Origin of the sequence: Hyphococcus lacteus, from assembly GCF_041058985.1 — a bacterium.
Lineage (GTDB): Bacteria > Pseudomonadota > Alphaproteobacteria > Caulobacterales > Parvularculaceae > Hyphococcus > Hyphococcus lacteus.
Map to the genome: position 1 here is coordinate 2,360,694 of NZ_JBEHZE010000001.1, position 20,456 is coordinate 2,381,149.

The following is a 20,456-nucleotide window of genomic DNA, read 5'->3' on the forward strand; positions in this document are numbered from 1 at the left end:
CGATGTTCTATGGTTGTTCTTTTGGCCCGTCAACCGATTAAGTGATTATGCGGGTTTTATCGGGTTCAAGAGGGCGCGCGTTGCCGCTTCGACGTCGTCATGGCGCATCAGGCTTTCACCAACGAGGAAGGCTTTTGCGCCGTGACCGGCAAGCGTCACAAGATCAGCATGACCGGAAATACCGCTTTCGCTGACAAGCAGCGCAGTCGGCGGCGCAAGACGCGCGAGTTCTGCGGTTGTGTCGAGCGAAGTCACAAAAGTCGCGAGATTTCGGTTGTTTATGCCAATAAGCTCGGCGTTGAGGTTACTTGCCCGTGCCATCTCGTCGGCGTCATGGGTTTCAACCAAAACGTCCAAATCCCATTCGTGGGCGGCCGCCATGAGTTCGCTAGCTTGGCCATCCGGCAAACATGCCATGATCAACAAAATGCAATCGGCACCCCAGGCTTTGGCCTCAGCCACCTGATAGGGGTCGATCATAAAATCTTTGCGCAAGATCGGGAGCGATACGGCGTCGCGCGCGTCACGCAGAAAATCAGGTGCCCCTTGAAAGCTCGGCGTGTCGGTCAAGACGGAAAGGCACGCAGCGCCACCCGCAGAATATGCGTTGGCAATCTCTGTTGGGTTGAAATCAGGCCGGATGAGACCCTTTGATGGGCTTGCCTTTTTGATCTCTGCGATCAATGCGAAACCTAGAGACGCTTTTCGCTCAAGGGCATTTTTGAAACCGCGCGCAGGGCCCATGTCGCGCGCTAGCGCCTCGATCGCCGCGCTCGGCACATTGGCTTTTGCGGCGGCAACTTCATCTTTTTTGTACGCAACGATGTCGTCGAGAATGGTCATGATTTTTCGTTTGATAACCTAATTAAATTGTCTAGCGCGGTCTTTGCTGCGCCGCTGTCGATAGATTTCTCGGCTAAACGCGCAGCGTCGTTGAGGTTGTCTGCCTTCCCGGAAACGATCAGCGCAGCAGCAGCATTGAGAACGGAGATATCACGATAAGCCGATTTTTCGCCTTCAAGAAGCGCCCGCAAAGCCGCTGCGTTTTCGGTTGGGTCGCCGCCAGTTAAATCGGCTGGTGTTGCGCGAGAAAGACCGGCGTTTTCGGGTGTGACTTCAAACTCACTTACGACGCCATCTTTGACCGCGGCCACATAGGTCATGCCTGTTGTCGTCAATTCGTCGAGGCCGTCTTCGCCATGGACGACCCATGCGTCGGTTACACCTAATAAGGGCATGACCTCTGCTATTGGTCTTACAAGATCCCGCGCAAACACACCCATGACTTGGCGTTTTGCACTAGCCGGGTTCGATAAGGGGCCCAGAACGTTGAACATTGTTCTTACACCTAATGTCTTGCGCGCGGTCACCACATGGCCGACGGCTTTGTGGTGGAGCGCCGCGAACATAAAGCCGACATTGGCGTCGGTAATGCAGCGCGTAATTTGCGCAGGCGGAATATCGAGCTTTACGCCCATTGCTTCTAAAACTTCGGACGACCCAGATTTAGAAGAAGCGGACTTATTGCCATGTTTGGCAACGCGCACGCCCGCGCCAGCGACAATGAGTGCGGCGGCAGTTGAGATGTTATAAGTGCCTGCGCCATCACCGCCGGTGCCGCAGGTATCAACGACGTCATCAGGCGCATCGACCTTTAGGGCGTGTTCGCGCATGGTCAGGGCCGCTGTTGCGATCTCTTCGATTGTCTCGCCCCGGGCGCGCAGCGCACAAAGAAATCCGGCGATTTCAATGTCATTTGCTTCACCGGAGAATAAGGCATTCATCGCATCGCGCATTTCGCTTTGCGTGAGCGGGGTCCCTGAGGTTGCTCGCGCAAGGTGCGGGGTAAAGCTGCTCATTTTGCTCTTACTTCCGTCAGAAAATTAGAAAACATCCGCGCGCCATGTTCGGTCGCAATACTCTCAGGATGAAACTGAACACCGGCGATCGGCAATGATCTATGAGCAACCGCCATGATCTCGTCGTCGTCGCCTGCGCGCGCGGTGATCGTTAGCTCGTTTGAAAGGCTGGTTCGTTCGGCGACCAGTGAATGATACCGCACAGCCGTAAAAGGCGAGGGTAAGCCAGCGAACACCCCGTCACCTTGGTGGGCAATATCGCATGTTTTACCATGCATCAGCTTGCCAGCGCGTTTGATGACTCCGCCGAAGCTTTGGGCGATGGATTGCATCCCTAAGCAAACCCCAAAAATCGGTGTGCCGGTTTCTTTTGCGGCGTCTACCAAATCAAGGCATATTCCGGCCTCATTGGGCGTGCAGGGGCCCGGCGACAGCACAATCGCCTCCGCACCAAGCGCAAGGGCTTCGTGTGCGGTTAGGGCGTCATTGCGAACGACCTTTGTATCTTCGCCCAATTCGCCTATGAGGTGAACTAGGTTAAAGGTGAAGCTGTCATAGTTGTCGATCAATAGGATCATTAGAGCCAAGAATCAGTGATAGTGACCAAAGAATAATGGTTTAACGCCACCATTCGCATGTGCAAGCGCGGAATGGAAATGGTGTCAGTCAAAAAATGAAGATGATGGCGGCGCATAGATAAGAATGACGCGAAAGCGCAAATATAAAAAACGGGGAAAATCACCGGATTATGCTGGCAATGCCGGCTTTATAGCCACGATCGCTATTGCGTTTGCGGGGATTTTTGTGGGTTCGTTCTCGGCCTATCTCGGACAAAAGGGCGCGACGGCGACGGCGACGATGGCCGCTAATCCCGTGCGTACTGCAAAAAAAGTTGATGACCGTGCGCAGATTGATCGCGAAAAACTGATCGCGCGAATTTTAGCGGGCGAGGCTCCGCCAGAACGGTTAACGCCGCCGAAACTCGAAAAGCGGCGTGCGTCAGCCCAACCCATGCCCAAGATCATCATCATCATTGATGATATGGGTATTGACCGCCGCGCAACCGAACGCGCGATTGAACTTCCCGGTCCGATTACATTCTCATTCCTTCCGTATGGAAAACATATTGCTGACCTTACGGATGCTGCGCATCGCCGCGGGGCGGAAATCATGCTTCATTTGCCGATGGAGCCAAAGGGCGCTGCCGATCCTGGACCGCATGCATTGTTGACCGGTATGACGGGGGCAGAATTTTTGAAGAATCTTGAATGGAATTTATCGCGTTTTGACGGATATGTGGGTGTCAACAACCACATGGGGTCAAAGCTGACCGCAGATATTGCGGCTATGAAAACGCTTTTGTCTTACCTTAATCATAAAGACGTCTTCTTCGTTGACTCGGTGACTGATAGCGACACGGCGGTCCGAAAAGCGGCGCGCGAGATTGGCGTAGACGTATTTTCGCGAGATGTATTTCTCGACGATACAGTCGGTGATCGAACAGAAGTCAAAAAGCAGTTGGTATTGGCTGAACGGATCGCGCGGGAAACCGGTTATGTGGTTGCGATTGGGCATCCACGAAAAGAAACCCTTGATGTGTTGGGGCCTTGGTTGACCACGGCTGAGGCACGCGGGTTTGAGCTTGCTTATGTGAGTGCGCTCGAAACAATCAATGAGCCAATATCAATGAAAATCGCGGGTGGCCCAACAATTCGATTTTAACCGATTTTGATGTATCGGCGGTGTGTGCGTTAATTGCCTTGGCGAGCGAGGGCGGCTTCTGCAGCGGCCAAAAGCGCTTTGGCTTTGTTCTCGCATTCGCGCTGTTCTGAGGCTGGGTCAGAATCGGCGACAATGCCGGCACCAGCTTGAACATGCATCACGCCATCTTTTACGACCGCCGTTCGAAGCGCAATACAGGTATCGACATTGCCATCAGCCGAGAAATACCCAATCGCGCCCGCATATATGCCGCGTGCTGATTTTTCCAGCTCGTCAATAATTTGCATAGCGCGAATTTTTGGCGCGCCGGATACGGTACCGGCGGGAAAGCCACTTGCCATCGCATCAACCGGATGTTCGCCTTCGCGCAGCTGACCAACTACGTTTGAAACGATGTGCATCACATGGCTATAGCGTTCGATAGTGAATTGGTCAGTGACACGAACGCTGCCGATAGCCGCAGATCGACCGACATCATTGCGACCAAGATCGAGCAACATCAAATGTTCGGCACGCTCTTTGGGGTCGGCCATCAAATCGAGTGCGTGCTGTTTATCTTCTTGAGGCGTCGCGCCGCGCGGGCGCGTTCCGGCGATGGGACGAATGGTAATTTCACCATCGCGTACACGCACCAAAATTTCGGGACTTGACCCAACAATCGAAAACCCATCGAGATTAAAGTAAAACAAAAATGGCGACGGGTTCGATCGGCGAAGCGCGCGATATAGCTCAAATGGCGGCGCAGAAAATGGCCGCGAAAAACGCTGACTAAGAACAACCTGAAAAATATCGCCAGCGCTGATATAGTCTTTGGCGCGGCGGACCATTTCTTGATATTCTGTCTGCGTCGTATTCGATGTTGCCTCAGCTAGATTGTCCGCGTCATGGTTTGCGCTAGGTGTTAGCGCAAGTGGCGCTTCGAGATCACTCACTGCGTCAGCCAACCGTTCGCAAGCGCGCGAATATGCGGCGCGCGGCGAAAGGCCTTGCTCGGGGCGCACCGGCGAAAACACCTGAATTTCTTGTCGGATATTGTCAAAAACAGCCACGATGGTGGGACGAATAAAAATGGCATCTGGCGTCTCTACGCCGCCTTGGGGGCGGGTGCCGAGCTTTTCCATCTGGCGAACCATGTCATAGCCAAAATAGCCAAACACGCCAGCGGCCATAGGCGGTGCATCAAGAGGCGGTGTCAGCTCAGATTCAGCAAGCAGACGTTTTAGGTTTTCAAGCGGTGCGCCACCTTGAGGTTGGAACGCATGAAGATCAGCCGCAGCGTTTTCGTTGATTTCTGAACGCTCGCCAAAACACCGCCAGATCAAATCTGGCTTCATACCGATTATTGAAAAGCGGCCAAGATTTTCGCCGCCCTCAACGGACTCGAGCAAGAAGGCGTTTTTCTTATTTCCGGCGAGTTTCAAATAGGCTGAGACAGGCGTTTCGAGATCATTGACTAGTCGGCGACCGACGAGTTGTGTCTCTCCTGTTTTATATATCTCTTCAAAACTTGAGTAATCGGGACTGACGCTCATTGGGAATTAATAGCCATCCCGGAATAGCGCATCGATTTGCTCGCTGTTGATTTTGACGCCCATATCATCGCGAATACTTAAAACGAAAGCTTCAAGCAATTCCTGATCGAGTTGGAAGCCGATCATTTCCCGGATTTGTTCGACTTCCTGGGGTGATATTTGGTTGCGGCCATAACCAATCTCGCGGATTTGCGCCACGACCTGTGTACCGTTCGTACCCGCAGGCGCAGAGACGAGATCATCAAGTTCAGCAAAGAAAATCTGCTCGTTAAAGCTCGGAGAAATCATTTCGTTTTGGAAGCGACGATCAATGGTCGTAACGATTGGCGCGCGAGAGAATTGATCTGCGACTTCTTCGAATGTTTTGCCGCTTTCAACCTCAGAGCGAATTAGCGAAACCGTTTGGGAAATCCGTTGACGGCGTTCGCGATCACGCCAGCGCAATTCCGCGTCGTCACGAACATAATCGAGTGGTTTAAGGGCAGGCGGTGTAATCTCACGCAATGCCACAAAGAAATAACCTTCGTTTTCTGGAAGGCGCAGGGCTTCGCTCTGTTCGCCTTCATCAAGAACAAAAGCTTCGGCCAAAACATCGCCCGGAATGTCCTTAATGATGGCACCGCCGGGCGCGAAGCTAAGGCGATCTATGGGACCAACTTTGACGACGGTCATTCCGACTGCGTCAGCGGCCTCTTCTAATTCGGCCCCAGTGTCGCGAACCTCTTCGATCTCGTCGATAGCGTCTTGCATTCGGCGGCGGACATCTTGTTCCAGATAATCGGCGGCAAGTTGATCGCGCACTTCTTCAAAGCTTGTGGTTTCCGCCGGAATAATCTCGGCAATCTGAATGACGGTCCAGCCGAAAAGACTGCGCACGGGATCAGGTACGTCGCCTTCGCCCAGATCTTCGGCCGTGGCGGCTTTTGAAACAGACGGGTCAACAATTGCACTGGCATCGTTGAGTGTAACGGCATCAAGCGTCATGCCGCGTTCTTGCGCCAAATTTTCAAATGGTTTGCCCTGACGGAGGGATGCCACAGCGGCGTTTGCTTCGGCTTCGTCTTGGTAGGTTAGTTGGTAGAGCGAGCGCTTTTCGGGTTTATCATAAAGGCGCTCCTTACCCAGATCATAAAGCCGGCGCATTTCTTCTTCGGGAACGTCCAAGCCCTCTTGGAAATCTTCATTGCGAAGAACCAACATGTCGAATGTTCGGTATTCCGGCGCAGTAAACAGGGCTTGGTTCTCGTTATAAAACTGCTCAACGTCTGTGGGCGTTGGCTCAGCGGCGACACCCGACATTTCATCGGTGACTGTAAGATAGGCGATATTGCGGCGTTCGGTTTCACGCAGGAGCATCGCCTCGGTAAAGCGTTCTGGCGCGGGGCCGGAGGTCGCGACGGATTCAACCAACTGGCTGCGGGTCAAATCTTCTTTGATGATCTGTTCAAAACCGGCAACAGTCAGCGCATTATTTTGCAGGATCGTATCAAGCATCAGGCGGTCGAACTGGCCGGTCGCCGGGTTCTGAAACGACTCGTTATTCTGAAGGTAATTCCGTACGGCCTCACGCGGGATCGCAAGGTTCATCTTTTCTGCATATTGCGCAATGGCCGACTGCGTGGTGACCATGTCGATGACTTGGTTCGGCAGACCGCTGGCGATTGCTGCCTCGCGGGTCAATTCACCACCAGATTCGCGGGCTCGCCGCTGATACATCTTGTCGAACTCGTTGACGATATATTGCTGAGAGAACGACTGGCTTCCGACCTTTACGGTCGAACCGCCGGTAAAATTGGCGATTTCAGGTACGCCAAAGGCGGCAAAAGCCACGATAAGAAGCCCGACAATAGTATAGGCGACCACACCTTTTAGCGCGTCGCGAACCTTACTAAGCATTTATATCGCCTCGATTTATCGGCCTATCAGCGGGCCGTCATTGCTGAATTGGCGCGTAACCTAGACATGGTGCTCCGGTTCGACAAGACCGCGAATGGCCGGATATTGCTTTGTGGGCGGGATACAACCTGAAAGGTCAGGTGTTGGGCGTAAATACTAGACATAACAGGCACCATCGCTTACCTCGCGCTTATCCCGCCTAGCGTTAGCTCTGGCATAACAAACAAGGTTTTGGCCCATGAAGTCCCTGATCGCTGGTAACTGGAAGATGAACGGCATTGCCCGAGCGCGATCAGAGGTCGAATCACTGATTGAGCGATTTGGCGGTTCCATGCCCGGTGATCGGGATATTTTGATTTGCCCGCCGGTGACTTTGCTTGCGGCTTTTGCCGGTTCCTATAGCGATGAGGGGATCCTGTTCGGTGGCCAAGATTGTCACGCTAAAACCAGCGGTGCCCATACGGGTGACATAAGCGCTGAGATGATTGCCGACACAGGCGCTTCTCATGTGATTGTCGGCCATTCGGAACGTCGGGCAGATCATGCGGAAAATGACCAGACCGTCAAAGAAAAGGCCGAAGCCGCACTTCGGGCTGGTCTGACACCGATTATTTGTGTGGGCGAAACCCGTGAACAGCGCGAAACAGGGATTGCGCAATCGGTGGTCGGTACGCAACTCGAAGGGTCGCTTCCTGATGCGATGGGTGTTTTTGTGGTCGCTTATGAACCGGTTTGGGCAATCGGCACCGGGCTGACACCAACCCTTGAAGATATTTCAGAAATGCATGACTTTATCCGTTCTAAAACCCCCGAGGGGACGCGGCTTCTTTATGGCGGGTCGGTCAAGCCCGGCAACGCCAAGGAGATCCTTGGAATTTCGAACGTGAATGGCGCTTTGGTCGGCGGCGCGAGTTTGAAGGCCGAAGATTTCTTCCCGATCATCTCAGCTGCACCTGGCGAGATGTGATGACCTTGAAAGAGGAGAATTCATGCGCGTGAGCCTCCTCGTTGTATTTACATTGTTGTTGGTTTTGTTGGGCGCGTCGGGCTGCGCCACTTGGAACGCTGAGAAAAAATTCCCGCCCATTGGTGAGTTTGTTGAAACCGGCCCTGCACGAATGCATGTTGTCGATATGGGCCCGCGCGATAGCGGGTTGCCGCCATTGGTGTTGATCCACGGCGCTAGCGTTAATTTGCGTGACATGAAAATAGCGCTGGGCGACGAATTAGCCAAAACCCGGCGCGTCGTTATGATCGACCGTCCGGGCAGGGGGTATTCATCGCGGCCAGATGATGGTTATGCGCTGGCGACCCAAGCGGCATCAATCAAAGCTGTTGTGGATGATTTAGCGCTGAAGAAACCTGTCGTCGTAGGGCAGAGTTTTGGCGGCGCGGTCGCGCTTTCTTACGCCCTTCAGTATCAAGATGAAATGCAGGGACTAGTTCTGTTAGCCGCAGTTAGCCATGAATGGCCAGGCGGTATTGCATGGTACAATAGCGTGTCGCAGTGGCCAATTTTGGGGCTAGCGTTGCGGCGATTGGTGATCCCTGCATATGGTCAGCTATCGGCGAAGGAAGGAATTGAAGCGTCCTTTGCGCCCAATAAAGCCCCGCCAGATTATTTCGAACGATCCGCGTTACCGCTATTGTTTCGTGCATCTGATTTCAAGGCTAATGCCGCAGACATTGCCAACCTTAAACAACAAATCATCGCCCAACAGGCCCGTTATAGTGAAATTGACCTGCCGGTTGCCATCGTCACTGGCGATGCTGATACGACCGTCAGCCCAGAGCTACATTCGAAGCAATTAGCAAATGATATTCCGGGGGCGCAATTGACCGTGTTGCCAAATACCGGTCATGCGCTACACCATGCGGAAACAGCCAAGATAATCACTATTATAAATGCAATTTCCGAACGTTGAATTAGACCATGACAGAACAAATAGATATTCGCCGCAAACGACTTTTATACATCGCGACCTATCGCGGTTTTAAAGAAGCTGATTTGCTGATCGGCGGTTTCGCAAAAGCAAAAATCCCGACGATGAGCGTAGATGAACTTGATCAATTCGAAGCGCTTTTAGAACAAAATGACCGCGCGCTTTATGCGTGGGCGACTGATGACGTTGCTGCTCCGCCAGAGCTTCAGGGATCTGTGCTCGATCAGCTTCGGCAATTTGATATCTCTCCGTTTAAATAAACACCGTTAGGGCGCGCTCCATTTAGTTGCGCTGTCGCACGGTAATCCCTAAATGTTGCCGCTCGACGCGACCGTCAATTCTGGCGGCCGCGCATTTTGTGTTGTGATCTAGGTGCGTCTAACTATGGCTGAGCCAGCAAAAACAATGACTTCCGGTGTGGCGCTCGTGAATACGGAGGCCGCTTGGCGGACAGAAGGTCGTCTAGACGTATTCGGCGCGCCCGAAGGTGCGGATGCTCTCGTGATCGCAGAGGCCGCGCGGGGCAGTAAAAACCTGGTTCTACATATTGCGCGCGACGGTTCTCGCGCGGCGGCGATGGTGCAAAGTCTCAAATTTTTTGCGCCGGACATTCCCGTCATCGAATATCCTGCATGGGACTGTTTGCCATATGATCGTGTGTCTCCATCTCCGACGGTGGCATCACGTCGTATGGCGAGCCTTGCTGCGATCTCGACCAGAGGTGAAGGCGCATTTATCGTCGTTGCCTCAGTGAATGCGGCCGTTCAGAGAACGCCGCCAAAAGAAATAATCGAAAACGCTGCGTTATCGCTGGCACCGGGTGCGGTGATGCCGCTCGACAATTTGACCTTATATCTTAGCAGCAATGGCTATGCGCGGTCGTCAACCGTGCGCGAGCCGGGCGAATACGCGGTACGCGGAGGGTTGGTGGATATTTTCCCGCCCGGTGCCGAGGAGCCAGTACGTCTTGATTTCTTTGGTGACAGCCTTGAGAGCGTTCGCGCTTTTGACGCTGAAACACAACGAACGACCCGTCAGCTTTCGGGGTTCTCGCTTGCGGCGGCAAGTGAGATTCTTTTGTCAGACGAGACGATTTCTCGCTTTCGCAAAGGCTATGTGGCGACTTTTGGTCCAGCGGGGGATGATCCGCTTTATGAGGCCATCAGCGCCGGACGAAACCATGCAGGGGCCGAACATTGGTTGCCGCTTTTTTATGAGCGTATGGATACGCTTTTCGATTTCATCGGCGATGCGCTGGTGTTCATTGATCATCTCGCTGAGGAAGCGATCGATGAACGCCTTGCGTCAGTGAACGACCATTTTGAAGCCCGCGCCGAAGACGCCAACACGGCGAAACCGCGCAATAGTGATTTCGCTGCACCTGCCTATCGTCCACTAAAGCCAGCTGCCCTTTATCTTTCCGATGCTGATTGGAAAGGGTGGATGTTTAACGTCAATTTGCGACCATTATCGCCATTTGCACCACCTGAGAATACACGCGGTTATAATTTCGGCGCAAAAGTAGGGCGCAGTTTCGCCGCCGAGCGCGCCGCCGAAACCATCAATGTTTTTGATGCGGTCAGTAATCACGCGAAATCACTGACCGATGACAGAAAGAAAGTGATTATTTCTTGCTGGTCTGAAGGTTCAGCCGATCGAATGCGCACGGTGCTGAGCGACCATGGTGCGGTGAAAAGCGCGACCGATATGCCCCATGCGGATAATTGGAATGACGTGAACGCGGCGAAAACGTCTTTCATGACGGCAGTTTTAGGACTTGAAACCGGTTTTGAAACGCCTGATGCGGCGTTTATCTCAGAGCAGGATATTCTAGGTGATCGGCTGGTGCGCCGCGGCCGTAAAAAACGTGCGGAAAATTTCCTCTCCGAAGCGTCGAGCCTCAATCTTGGCGATCTGGTTGTCCATGTTGAGCATGGTATCGGTCGGTATCAAGGGCTTAAAACCTTAGAGGTGCAGGGCGCGCCCCATGATTGCCTTCATCTTGAATATGCCAGCGGTAAATTATTCCTGCCGGTTGAGAATATCGATCTCTTGTCGCGGTTTGGGTCTGATGATGCGGGCGTACAGCTCGACAAGCTTGGCGGGGTTGCTTGGCAGGGCCGCAAAGCGAAGATGCGTGAACGCATCAAAATGCTGGCAGAGCAATTGATTGCGATTGCAGCGAAACGAACCATGCGCCATGCGGAAGTGGTCACGCCAATTACTGGCAGTTATGACGAATTTTGCGCGCGGTTCCCATATTCGGAAACCGAAGACCAGGAAAATGCGATCGCTGATGTGATCGAAGATTTCGCCAAAGGTCAGCCAATGGACCGGTTGGTCTGCGGGGATGTTGGCTTTGGGAAAACCGAAGTTGCATTACGCGCGGCGTTTGTGATGGCCATGACAGGTCGCCAGGTCGCAGTGATCGCGCCGACAACGCTTTTGGCGCGGCAGCATTACCGCAATTTTGCTGAACGGTTCAAAGGTTTTCCGGTCAATGTCGCCCAGCTTTCGCGCATGGTTTCTTCTGCGGATGCCAAAGCGGCGAAAGAAGGGATTACCGATGGGCGTGTCGATATCATCATTGGCACGCATGCGCTGTTACAAAAAACGATCAAGTTCCGCGATGTCGGGTTGGTGATTGTCGATGAAGAACAGCACTTTGGCGTAAAACATAAAGAACGCCTGAAAGAATTCCGCGCGGATACACATGTTTTGACACTGTCTGCGACACCTATTCCGCGAACATTGCAACTCGCCATGAGCGGTATTCGCGACCTTTCCCTGATCGCAACGCCGCCAGTGGATCGCTTGGCAGTGCGAACAACCGTTGGTCCGTTTGATCAGGTCGTTGCGCGTGAGACATTGTTACGCGAACATTACCGTGGTGGACAGAGTTTCTATGTGGCACCTCGGATCAAAGATCTTGATGATGTCACAGAGTTTTTGAACAGCCAGCTACCGGAGCTTAAATATAAAGTCGCACACGGACAAATGGGCGCGGGCGAATTAGAAGATATCATGACCGCCTTTTACGAAGGAAAATTCGATGTTCTGGTGTCAACTACGATCATTGAATCCGGTCTTGATATTCCGACGGCGAATACGATCTTAATTCATCGCGCTGATATGTTTGGCCTTGGTCAGCTGTATCAGCTTCGTGGTCGGGTCGGGCGGTCTAAACAACGGGCTTATGCCTATATAACGACACCTGCGCGCGGAAAACTAACGCCGGCTGCTGAGCGCCGCCTAAAAGTTATGCAATCGCTTGATACGCTTGGTGCAGGCTTTACCCTCGCGAGTCACGATCTTGATATTCGCGGCGCAGGAAACCTTTTGGGCGAAGAGCAATCGGGCCATGTCAAAGAGGTAGGCGTAGAGCTATATCAACATATGCTCGAAGAAGCCGTGGCAGAACTACGCGAGGGCGGTTCGGTTGGCGAAGAGGCGTGGTCACCACAGATTAATCTTGGTACTTCTGTCTTGATTCCCGAGACCTATGTAACAGACCTAGATGTTCGGATGGCGCTATATCGGCGTCTTGGCGATATGACAGAGCAAGGCGAGATTGACAGTTTCGCGGCGGAGTTGGTTGATCGCTTTGGGTCATTACCGCGCGAGGTCGAGCAGTTGCTGGAAATCGTAGCAATCAAAGGTATTTGTCGCCGGGCCGGAATCGCGAAAATCGACGCGGGTCCAAAAGGCGCGCTTATCAGTTTCCGCAACGATCAATTTGCGAATGTCGGTGGCTTGATCGAGTTCGTCTCGACATCACCGTTAGATGTGAAATTGCGGCCAGATCAGAAATTTGTATTCCGTCAACAGTGGGCTGACGACAAGTCCCGCCTGCGCGGGGCACGCAAAATTGCGGGTATGATCGCCGAGATTGCCGAAAAAGCCTGACTATTTCGCTGCTATGGTTCCATCGGAATAGTCGCGCAAAACAGTCAGTGCAAAAGCAACGGTTTCTTCGATGCACAATCCCACGGGTCGGGTACACGCCGCGATGTCAACTTCGATACCGTAAAGTAATTCATCGTCGCTGCTGCGGAATACAGTGTTTTCTATAACGCCTTGAATGCGCAATGCTGCTTTTGTCGCGTCAGCTTCGGTTGTTGCAGGGGCCATCACTAGAAATGTGTCCGTCGAAATGCGGGCGACCAAATCTTCCGCGCGAGTTACGCGATTGATCAACCGCGCCGCTTGGTGAAGGGCGCGTCTTCCGGGTTCGGGTTCGCCATTGTCCCGAGCGGTGCTTTCCAATTTCAAGACAATCATCGACAAATGGTGATCAGTCTGATCGGCCCGCGCGCAAATTCGTGCGCCATGTTCTGCAAGGAAGTTTGCGGTAAATGCGCCAGAGCCAGCATCGCGAACACCATCGCCAACACAAGCGCCCAAAAACCGGCGCATCGTTTTTAATAGTCGCGTACGCCGTGCCGATAGCTGAACTTTCGCCGCGAGGTCGGTGGCCACATGATCGGTAAGAATGAAGTCGGATGCGCCGCGTGGTGCGAAGTTCGCCATATCATCGGGATCGGCGAGCGGAAATATAATGGGCATACTGGCATGTTTAGGGTGACGCCGTAGTGCCCGAGCAAGGCTCATGAGCGGGTCATTATCGCGAGTAGGCAGAAAAATTGCGCAATCGAATTTTGTATTTTCAACAGCGCGCAATGCTTGACCCGCAGAAAAGACGCATACGCATTGTTCGGAAATTGGGTTCAGCGCGTTAATGGCGGCAAGGGCTGTTGGTCCTGCCTCGCCGGCGATTAAAATTTTTAATGGTGTGGCTGGTGCAGCAATGGGCGGAAATTCGTTTAGACGACTGATCGTTGCGAGTGATTTTAACCGTTCGCCGGTTTCCTCGGCGACATTTCTAAGGCGTAAAACCTGTCTGCATCGTTCGATCAGGCCCTCAGGCTTTGTCAACATGGCGACTAATTCACCATGTCGGCGCAACGCTTTGCGCGCGGTCGCGTCGATATAGGGATCGATCAATATGAGGATTGACGAATCTGGCGAGGATTTTCGCAACTGTCCCGCAACGGCTTGCGCCTTTTTGCTGGAAAGTTGTTTCCCGCGAAGGTCGATTAATCCAATGTCGGCTTTCAAAGCGTCTTCATGTGAAACAAGCGAATAGCCTGCGTCCGCGAAAGCTGTGGTTAACGCTCCGAATGCTTCGTCGTTGCCCCCAACATACGCAATGCGCGCTATTGAAAATGCGCTGATTTCGTCTTGCATGTACCCATCCGGCTTGTGGCGCTGATGGCCACACTTACAAACTTCAGCGCGGCGATTGCGCTGCCGGGAGTTTATTCAAGATACGGGCCGACTTGTCATCCTCTACGGACAATTCAGCGCCCGGTTGTGCAGCGTCATTTTCGGTCGCCAACGCCGTTATTGTTGGCTTTTTCGAAAGACAAATATCTTCTTCCCCGACATTGGGGAAAACACCATTGGCGGCACGTTCTTGGTAGCAAGGAAGGGCAGCGAGAAATTCTTGTGGTTTATGATGGGGGCCAGCCTCGCGGTAGAGCTGTGCGGTGCTTACGCCAACATAGCGCCAATGCCATGGTTCATAACTGTCTTCGCCGGGAAGATAGTCATTGGCGGGCGGGTAGGAGAGGATAAACCCAAAGCGATAGGCATTTTCCTCAAAACACTGATAGCTGCGATCGCTTTGGCGCATAAAACGACCGCTTACATTTATATCAGCGGCGAGTCCGGTTTGATGTTCGGACATACCCGGTGGGGTTACTGTCCCCAACGAACCAATGCGCTGATAAAGACCATGTTGGGTGTTATAGGAACGATAACCGGAACGCAGAGATAAACGCTCACCAGATTCCGAACGGCATAGCGAGATAAGCTGTGCCAGACGCACTGGCAAATTAGCCTCGCGTGGGTCTGCATCAGGGTCCGCGGCCAGTCGTAATTTCATCTCGTCAATATTTGGAGACTTAGCTGTTGGTACAGAATACTCCGATGCCGAAATCAAATCGGTCGGGGCATACTCCGCATCAAGAAGAAAGTTTTGAGAAACGGGCCGGTTCATGTCTTCGCGGCGATCACGTTCGCGATTAATGGCATACCGCTGGGCACCGAAAGCGTCGCGAAATAGGTTGCGCATATGTTCTTGAAGGGCTTGGGCCTCAGTCAGGCGGCCTTGTTGTTCGTATATGCCACTAAGCAAACGTATATAGAGACTAAGATCAGGGCTGTTCGCACCCTTGATTTGCTCCTGCGCATGAAAAGCTTTGAGGTATAATTTCTCCGCATCATCAAGCCGGCCCATTTTCGCATAAACCGGACCCAGCATGAGCGTGAGTTGTACCGTATCCTGATGTTCTATGCCTTGGAGTTTTGAGCGAATAAAAAAAGCCGACGAAAGAAGCCCGGCCGATGCGTATTCTCCGTCGTCGCGCATTGCGAAAAACGCACCTAACGATGCCATGTTATTTGCGGCGGCGAGTTGTGTTTCGCGATTGCCGGAGGTCGGTTGGTATGGATGGGCGTGATTGAGCGCCGCCGTAAATAGATCCGCAGCGGAACCAACGGTTTCGGCATAAAGAGCGCTGATTGCCTTTGCATTATCATCGCCGCCGCCACGCGCAGCATCATCGCCCGCAAGCTCAAGAAACGAAGCGTAAATCGCTACAGATGTCTCAATGTCATCTGACCATAATGCGGCGCGCGCGAGTTTGTCTTCATACCCCAAACGTTCGCGTGCTGTTAGCGCCTTAGCACTTTTGGTGCCTAAGGCTTCACGGTAGAGAGACGCCGCATGTTCGTATCGGCGACGCGCGGTTTGCGCATCCGCAACGTCGAGCATAAAGGGCGCAAGTTCTTCGAGCGTGTTACCTTCTTTACGCAACAGGGTCAGTGCGCGAATGCCATGTTTCGCTGCACGAGCCTCCGCCCCATTGCTCATCAAGGATTCAAAACGAAATTTAGCCGCGCTGGCGTCCACCCGGACAGCAACGTTGAAGTAGATGGAAAAGCCAATCGCCAGCAGTAAAAATGCACCAGCTAGATAAACAGGCGAACGAAACCCCATCGCCACTATCGTCCCCTTAAGTTCCCCAAACCTCACAGATAAGTAACTTTATCACTCGTTCGGCCAACTGGCGAGCCTTTGGCGTGAATTTCCCCAAACTCTCTTGCAACCGCACCTCAGGCTGGCCCTTGCGGAGAGTTTTCGCTATGCCGCAAGGAACAGCAATCATTTATCGCAAGGATGTTCAATGAAGGGTGCCGGCAGAAGACGCATTTATTTGATGCGACACGGTCACGTAGATTATTTCGACCCGGATTTGACTGATCCGCGCATGGTGGATCTGACAGATGAAGGCCGCCGCCAAGCCACGGCAGCACGCGATGCCCTTAAACATGCGCATTTTGATATCGCGGTTTATTCTGGATTACCGCGCACAAAACAAACGGCTGAGATTGTTTTGTCGGGGTTTGAGGCCGCGCCTGACTTGATTGCTCATGAAGGGCTAGAGGAAGTCAAAAGCGGTTGGATTCGTGCGAAATCTCGCGATGAACTGGCGGCACGATTGGCCTATGGTTTCGACAATGCAGAGGCAAAGGACGCTTCGTTCTTGCCGGACGGTGAAACATTCGCTGACGCGGAAAAGCGGATCACCGCTGCATTTGAAGACCTGGTTTTGAAGCGGGATTGGAAAACGGCGCTTATTGTGGCCCATGAGGGTGTTAACCGGATTGCGCTAGGGTGGGCCTGTGGCGGCGGTCTAGCGACGATCAGTGCTTTTGAGCAGGATCTCGCTTGTATAAATTTGCTCGATGTCGATGTCACGCCAACCGAAAATGGTGACGGCCTTCAAATCGAACGGATGTCTATCAAGGCGCTGAACGTTACGGCCTATGACTTTGTAAAGAATGAGCTTTCTCGAACGAGCATCGAACATCTTTTCGGTGTTGATTTCGGCGGATTGCGACCAGCCCGACCAACCTCGGAAATTTGATCGAAACTTCACCAACGCTCTTTCACAAATTGCCTTAAACCTTTCGTAATTTTGTGGTTAACTCTCGGAAGGGGATATCGTGAGGGAGAACTTTGATGCCGTATGGAGTAAAGCAGGGCGTAAAATCGCCGGGGGATTATAAGTTTGCTGATATTATGGGGCTGGCATTGTCCGGCTCTGCGGGGATTATCGCTGCGCTTGTCACAGACTTTCAACAATCCGGTGAAGCATCAGCGCTCTACACAATCAATCAATGGATTGTGCAATTAGGCAGCGCGTTTGGTTTCGGCTCCATTCCGTTGTGGATGGTCGTTGTTGGTCTAACGGCTGTGGGTGCAGGTTCAGTATTTTATTTTCAGCCGATCACAAGACAGGGCGCATTTGCCCAAGGATTTGGCTTATTAGCCGTTTTGATGACGGCTATTCCGTCCAATCTCGCAGGCGGATTGCAGGGCATCAATGACGATCTGCCGGGGCTTGAGCCGGCATCCGTCAGCCGCGAAGCGTCAAACGGCGGTCGTATCTATAAGGCGAGCTATTCGCAAGCGACCATCACGCAGATTCAGGATCGTCGCGGGGCAGCGAAATATGATGTCCACCTTACTGTGAACTTTCCAAACGGTTTACCAGCAGATATCGATACGATGATCCGCCAGGGAACTTTGCGCGGCCGTCTGCATAATGAAGACACTAAAGAAACATGGAATTTGTTTCGCACATCCGGGGCAACAGTCCGTAAGCGTGGGAATAGTATCGTAATTCATTGCGGTGTTCCGGCACGGTCGGAATCCGGCCGACTTTGGGTTCGGGTCGAAGCCGCAGGTTATTCGATTGAACTTGAATCCTATGAAGCGACAACACGGAACGTAGCGGATTGGACGATTGATATGCAGCCATCTTCGACACCGCTCTTTGTTCAGCGACTTCGAAAAAGCTATTGGTTCTAAGATCAAGAATGAAAGCGTTGGCTTTCGGGCTGGCGCTTTCCTAATCGCCGAAATGTCGGAACAGGTTATTCCGTAAGTTCAGCAATCTATTATAAACCGGCGCGGGCGTTTTTACTGCACGTAAATCCGCCAGTGCCATTTCCAATTCAAACAGCATATTTCTTTGCTCCACCGACCGGATGCGACTTTTGACCCAGCCGATGCAGGCGAGGCGGGTACCGTTTTTTACTTCTTCGACCCGATGTACTGCGGTTGACGGATAAAGGACGACGCTGCCGGCAGGTCCTTTGATGACATCTTCATGACCGGCATTGTCGATCACCAAATCCCCCCCTTCGTACGCGTCTGGATCGCTAAGAAAAAGCGTGAAGGAAAGGTCGGTGCGCGAACCGTGAATATATGCTGCATCAACATGATCGCCGTAAGACATACCGGGGCCATATTGATTGAGCGAAAGCCGAGCGATTTTTTCGGGCACTGCGGCCGCTTCAAAAACGGCATTGTTTTTCAGGGCGATTTCGATTTTTGCGATGATGCCCCGGACGGTCGCGGTCGACGAATCACCCTGTAAGTTATGCTTTACCGCGCGGGCATGCCCTTTGGCGGTTTCACGTCCATCTCGCCACGTATCGGAATTAGAGAGGGCTTCGCGCATCGCGCGGCAGTCATCTGCGCTTAAAACGCTGTCGATATGCAACATTAGTCCAATTCCTATTAATAATCATTTGCATCTAGGTAGCGTTTCTATACCATGCACGCGAAGAATTTGGAGTGGCAAGATGACAAGACGTCTAAAATTAATGACAGGGCTTTCAACGTTGGCGGCAGTTAGCGCGCTAACCCTTGCGGGTTGTGGCGGCGAGGGCGAAGGTGAAGTTGATGGCGAGCAGGGTCATGATATGCCTGCGGCGGCCGGCGAAGGCGAAACAGAAGGCGGGGACATCGCTGTTAGTGACGTTGGTGAAAGCGCCGGCGGAGAAAGTGAAGGTGGTTCAGTTTCCGCTGATCCAGCGACAGATGATGTGGCCTATCTCCATCTGCTTGGTTTGACCCGCGGTCATTTGATTGCGTTTCACGAGCTTTATAATTCAGGAGCCATCGAAATGGCGCTGATGCACGTAAAACACCCCAAGAGCGAGCTTTATACTTCTTTGGCACCAGCATTTAGCGCGCGTAAAAAACCTGGGTTAGCTGATGAGCTTTCGAATCTTGTGGACGCCTCCAATGCGGGCGCTGATGTTGAAGAGCCGTATGCTGCGGTCGTGCGCGGGCTAAATGCACATACGCCGGATACAAGTGTTAGCAATATTCTTTTGGCTGTTTCTGAAATTGTAAGAACTGCGGCTGACGAATTTGATATAGGCGTTGAAGACGACGGCATGATTTCGAATGCTCATGAATATCAAGATGCATACGGATTTTTGATTGCTTCGCGCGAGATTCTTTCTGGTGTTCGGACGACGGATATCAACGCAACCGAAGCTGTTAATCTGGCCCAAGAGCAAATTGACTTGGCGTTATCCTCGTTTGAAAGCCTCACAGTCGAAAAAACCGAAGGTTCAGCATCAACGCTTTATGGCGCAGCCGCGCGGATCGAGATTGCTGGTCGCGGGCTATAATAAAAAAACGCTGTGTCAGGTGGGGATTTTAAACATCCACGCCTGGCACCGTTGGATATTTCAGGTTTTTCGCTCGAACATCTAAATGCGATGTCGCAAAATATAGCGCTGCAATCAATTCTGAAACTTGATCCTCAAGCTCATAGGTCGCACGCACCTTAACGTGCCAATCAAATATTTTTACGACCCATAGAGCGGTTTTAACTTGCTCGGCATTTTGATTGTTAATCTTGAACCCGATTGCATGCGGAATTTCTAGATCATCAAGGATTTCGTTTGAACCCGTGGCATCATCTTCACGTTTAACGGTTGCGACTTGAACGGTCATTTCTTCAATGACTTCGTATGCCTCAAAAATTGCCGAAACCGCACCATAGGCATGTTCTTCTTGAGTTATATCCGGCCAATGGCTGGCATAGATCGAGAAGCTCGTGCCAGTGACATTCGCGGTGTAAAGGCAGGCGACATTGCGCTTGGTGTCGTCAAAATGGAAGATTTTCGAAAGATCATATTTCAAGTCTTGAGAAACTATATTGATGTCATTCGGACAACGTAGGCCGCTTTCTAAGTGCAGCATGGCGTTTGGTTCCACGCGCCATCCGGGCGGTGACATGCTATTTTGAATTTCAAATACTTCACCGATAGACTGATCGTTATTATTGTCGATCTGTTTACCTGTTCGTTTTTCCGGCACGGCTGATTGTTCAAATTGACTTTCGTGCGCTGACGGTGTCCAGCCAATCTTGATCGCGGTACCGTCAAGTTCAGATTTATATGATGCGATGTTGAAACGTTCTGTGATTTCAATTCTCGAAAGGTTGGAAATCGCGTCTGTATAGGCCGGGTCGCTTGTTAATTGCTCGGTATTACTCACAGGCGCGCTCGCACATGCCGCGCATGCAAGCAGGCCGATAACAGCGGCGACTTTAATCCGTTTCATGGAT

The 20,456-nt window shown here is 52.3% G+C and carries 17 protein-coding genes; 8 read left to right on the plus strand and 9 right to left on the minus strand.

All coding sequences use genetic code 11. The features are described from left to right. Positions 1-45: 45 nt before the first annotated feature. From trpC to ABFZ84_RS11230, 3 genes are read right to left on the minus strand one after another with little or no spacing between them, the layout of a single operon-like run. A complete protein-coding gene (trpC, locus tag ABFZ84_RS11220; RefSeq protein ID WP_369314105.1) occupies positions 46-843 on the minus strand; it encodes an indole-3-glycerol phosphate synthase TrpC in 798 nt (265 codons plus the stop codon). Then, positions 840-1,859 (minus strand): anthranilate phosphoribosyltransferase, encoded by a 1,020-nt coding sequence (trpD, locus tag ABFZ84_RS11225; RefSeq protein ID WP_369314106.1) that lies wholly within the window; start codon positions 1,857-1,859, stop codon positions 840-842. Before trpD ends, trpC begins: the two co-directional genes overlap by 4 nt. Further along, a complete protein-coding gene (locus ABFZ84_RS11230) occupies positions 1,856-2,437 on the minus strand; it encodes an anthranilate synthase component II (protein WP_369314107.1) in 582 nt (193 codons plus the stop codon). Before ABFZ84_RS11230 ends, trpD begins: the two co-directional genes overlap by 4 nt. Before the next feature lie 124 nt (positions 2,438-2,561). Here ABFZ84_RS11230 and ABFZ84_RS11235 point away from each other — a divergent pair, with 124 nt between their 5' ends. Beyond that, positions 2,562-3,581 (plus strand): divergent polysaccharide deacetylase family protein, encoded by a 1,020-nt coding sequence (locus tag ABFZ84_RS11235; protein WP_369314108.1) that lies wholly within the window; start codon positions 2,562-2,564, stop codon positions 3,579-3,581. A 29-nt stretch (positions 3,582-3,610) separates the two neighbouring features. Here ABFZ84_RS11235 and trpE read toward each other — a convergent pair whose 3' ends face one another. Together trpE and ABFZ84_RS11245 are read right to left on the minus strand one after the other, a co-directional pair. After that, positions 3,611-5,113 (minus strand): anthranilate synthase component I, encoded by a 1,503-nt coding sequence (gene trpE / locus ABFZ84_RS11240; protein WP_369314109.1) that lies wholly within the window; start codon positions 5,111-5,113, stop codon positions 3,611-3,613. A gap of 6 nt (positions 5,114-5,119) precedes the next feature. Beyond that, positions 5,120-7,009 (minus strand): peptidylprolyl isomerase, encoded by a 1,890-nt coding sequence (locus ABFZ84_RS11245; RefSeq protein ID WP_369314110.1) that lies wholly within the window; start codon positions 7,007-7,009, stop codon positions 5,120-5,122. Positions 7,010-7,247: 238 nt separating this feature from the next. Between ABFZ84_RS11245 and tpiA the strand changes: the two genes are divergently transcribed. The 4 genes from tpiA to mfd all read left to right on the plus strand — a co-directional run bounded on the left by tpiA (position 7,248) and on the right by mfd (position 12,858). Then, positions 7,248-7,976 (plus strand): triose-phosphate isomerase, encoded by a 729-nt coding sequence (gene tpiA, locus ABFZ84_RS11250; protein WP_369314111.1) that lies wholly within the window; start codon positions 7,248-7,250, stop codon positions 7,974-7,976. Between the two features lie 22 nt (positions 7,977-7,998). Next, positions 7,999-8,934, plus strand: coding sequence for an alpha/beta fold hydrolase (locus tag ABFZ84_RS11255; protein WP_369314112.1), 936 nt, complete (start codon positions 7,999-8,001; stop codon positions 8,932-8,934). 8 nt (positions 8,935-8,942) lie between these two features. After that, complete coding sequence (locus ABFZ84_RS11260) at positions 8,943-9,212, plus strand: FAD assembly factor SdhE (RefSeq protein ID WP_369314114.1); 270 nt, start codon at positions 8,943-8,945, stop codon at positions 9,210-9,212. A gap of 145 nt (positions 9,213-9,357) precedes the next feature. Beyond that, positions 9,358-12,858 (plus strand): transcription-repair coupling factor, encoded by a 3,501-nt coding sequence (gene mfd, locus ABFZ84_RS11265; protein ID WP_369314577.1) that lies wholly within the window; start codon positions 9,358-9,360, stop codon positions 12,856-12,858. On the opposite strand, the gene ABFZ84_RS11270 is transcribed toward mfd, so the two are convergent. Both ABFZ84_RS11270 and ABFZ84_RS11275 read right to left on the minus strand, forming a co-directional pair. Further along, entirely contained in the window at positions 12,859-14,199 is a 1,341-nt protein-coding gene (locus ABFZ84_RS11270) for a GGDEF domain-containing protein (RefSeq protein WP_369314115.1), read from the minus strand. A gap of 43 nt (positions 14,200-14,242) precedes the next feature. Then, positions 14,243-16,015, minus strand: a complete 1,773-nt coding sequence (locus ABFZ84_RS11275; protein ID WP_369314578.1) for a D-alanyl-D-alanine carboxypeptidase family protein — start codon at positions 16,013-16,015, stop codon at positions 14,243-14,245. 220 nt (positions 16,016-16,235) lie between these two features. Between ABFZ84_RS11275 and ABFZ84_RS11280 the strand changes: the two genes are divergently transcribed. Both ABFZ84_RS11280 and ABFZ84_RS11285 read left to right on the plus strand, forming a co-directional pair. Continuing rightward, positions 16,236-16,946: a histidine phosphatase family protein gene (locus ABFZ84_RS11280; protein ID WP_369314116.1), complete on the plus strand. Its 711-nt coding sequence runs from the start codon at positions 16,236-16,238 to the stop codon at positions 16,944-16,946. Positions 16,947-17,041: 95 nt separating this feature from the next. After that, positions 17,042-17,893, plus strand: a complete 852-nt coding sequence (locus ABFZ84_RS11285) for a hypothetical protein (RefSeq protein WP_369314117.1) — start codon at positions 17,042-17,044, stop codon at positions 17,891-17,893. A 40-nt stretch (positions 17,894-17,933) separates the two neighbouring features. On the opposite strand, the gene ABFZ84_RS11290 is transcribed toward ABFZ84_RS11285, so the two are convergent. After that, positions 17,934-18,593 (minus strand): Fe2+-dependent dioxygenase, encoded by a 660-nt coding sequence (locus ABFZ84_RS11290; RefSeq protein WP_369314118.1) that lies wholly within the window; start codon positions 18,591-18,593, stop codon positions 17,934-17,936. A 79-nt stretch (positions 18,594-18,672) separates the two neighbouring features. Between ABFZ84_RS11290 and ABFZ84_RS11295 the strand changes: the two genes are divergently transcribed. After that, entirely contained in the window at positions 18,673-19,512 is an 840-nt protein-coding gene (locus ABFZ84_RS11295; protein WP_369314119.1) for a hypothetical protein, read from the plus strand. A gap of 28 nt (positions 19,513-19,540) precedes the next feature. Here the strand turns inward: ABFZ84_RS11295 and ABFZ84_RS11300 are convergent, their stop codons facing one another. Continuing rightward, positions 19,541-20,452, minus strand: a complete 912-nt coding sequence (locus ABFZ84_RS11300) for a hypothetical protein (protein ID WP_369314120.1) — start codon at positions 20,450-20,452, stop codon at positions 19,541-19,543. Positions 20,453-20,456 lie beyond the last annotated feature (4 nt).

What these genes read in the sequence shown, in the direction of transcription:
- ABFZ84_RS11300 (WP_369314120.1), bottom strand. Translation starts at nt 20,452, where the DNA reads ATGAAACGGATTAAAGTCGCCGCTGTTATCGGCCTGCTTGCATGCGCG.
- ABFZ84_RS11245 (WP_369314110.1), bottom strand. Translation starts at nt 7,009, where the DNA reads ATGCTTAGTAAGGTTCGCGACGCGCTAAAAGGTGTGGTCGCCTATACT.
- trpE (WP_369314109.1), bottom strand. Translation starts at nt 5,113, where the DNA reads ATGAGCGTCAGTCCCGATTACTCAAGTTTTGAAGAGATATATAAAACA.
- tpiA (WP_369314111.1), top strand. Translation starts at nt 7,248, where the DNA reads ATGAAGTCCCTGATCGCTGGTAACTGGAAGATGAACGGCATTGCCCGA.
- ABFZ84_RS11295 (WP_369314119.1), top strand. Translation starts at nt 18,673, where the DNA reads ATGACAAGACGTCTAAAATTAATGACAGGGCTTTCAACGTTGGCGGCA.
- trpC (WP_369314105.1), bottom strand. Translation starts at nt 843, where the DNA reads ATGACCATTCTCGACGACATCGTTGCGTACAAAAAAGATGAAGTTGCC.
- ABFZ84_RS11270 (WP_369314115.1), bottom strand. Translation starts at nt 14,199, where the DNA reads ATGCAAGACGAAATCAGCGCATTTTCAATAGCGCGCATTGCGTATGTT.
- ABFZ84_RS11280 (WP_369314116.1), top strand. Translation starts at nt 16,236, where the DNA reads ATGCGACACGGTCACGTAGATTATTTCGACCCGGATTTGACTGATCCG.
- ABFZ84_RS11285 (WP_369314117.1), top strand. Translation starts at nt 17,042, where the DNA reads ATGCCGTATGGAGTAAAGCAGGGCGTAAAATCGCCGGGGGATTATAAG.
- ABFZ84_RS11235 (WP_369314108.1), top strand. Translation starts at nt 2,562, where the DNA reads ATGACGCGAAAGCGCAAATATAAAAAACGGGGAAAATCACCGGATTAT.
- ABFZ84_RS11260 (WP_369314114.1), top strand. Translation starts at nt 8,943, where the DNA reads ATGACAGAACAAATAGATATTCGCCGCAAACGACTTTTATACATCGCG.
- ABFZ84_RS11275 (WP_369314578.1), bottom strand. Translation starts at nt 16,015, where the DNA reads ATGGGGTTTCGTTCGCCTGTTTATCTAGCTGGTGCATTTTTACTGCTG.
- ABFZ84_RS11290 (WP_369314118.1), bottom strand. Translation starts at nt 18,593, where the DNA reads ATGTTGCATATCGACAGCGTTTTAAGCGCAGATGACTGCCGCGCGATG.
- ABFZ84_RS11255 (WP_369314112.1), top strand. Translation starts at nt 7,999, where the DNA reads ATGCGCGTGAGCCTCCTCGTTGTATTTACATTGTTGTTGGTTTTGTTG.
- trpD (WP_369314106.1), bottom strand. Translation starts at nt 1,859, where the DNA reads ATGAGCAGCTTTACCCCGCACCTTGCGCGAGCAACCTCAGGGACCCCG.
- ABFZ84_RS11230 (WP_369314107.1), bottom strand. Translation starts at nt 2,437, where the DNA reads ATGATCCTATTGATCGACAACTATGACAGCTTCACCTTTAACCTAGTT.
- mfd (WP_369314577.1), top strand. Translation starts at nt 9,358, where the DNA reads ATGACTTCCGGTGTGGCGCTCGTGAATACGGAGGCCGCTTGGCGGACA.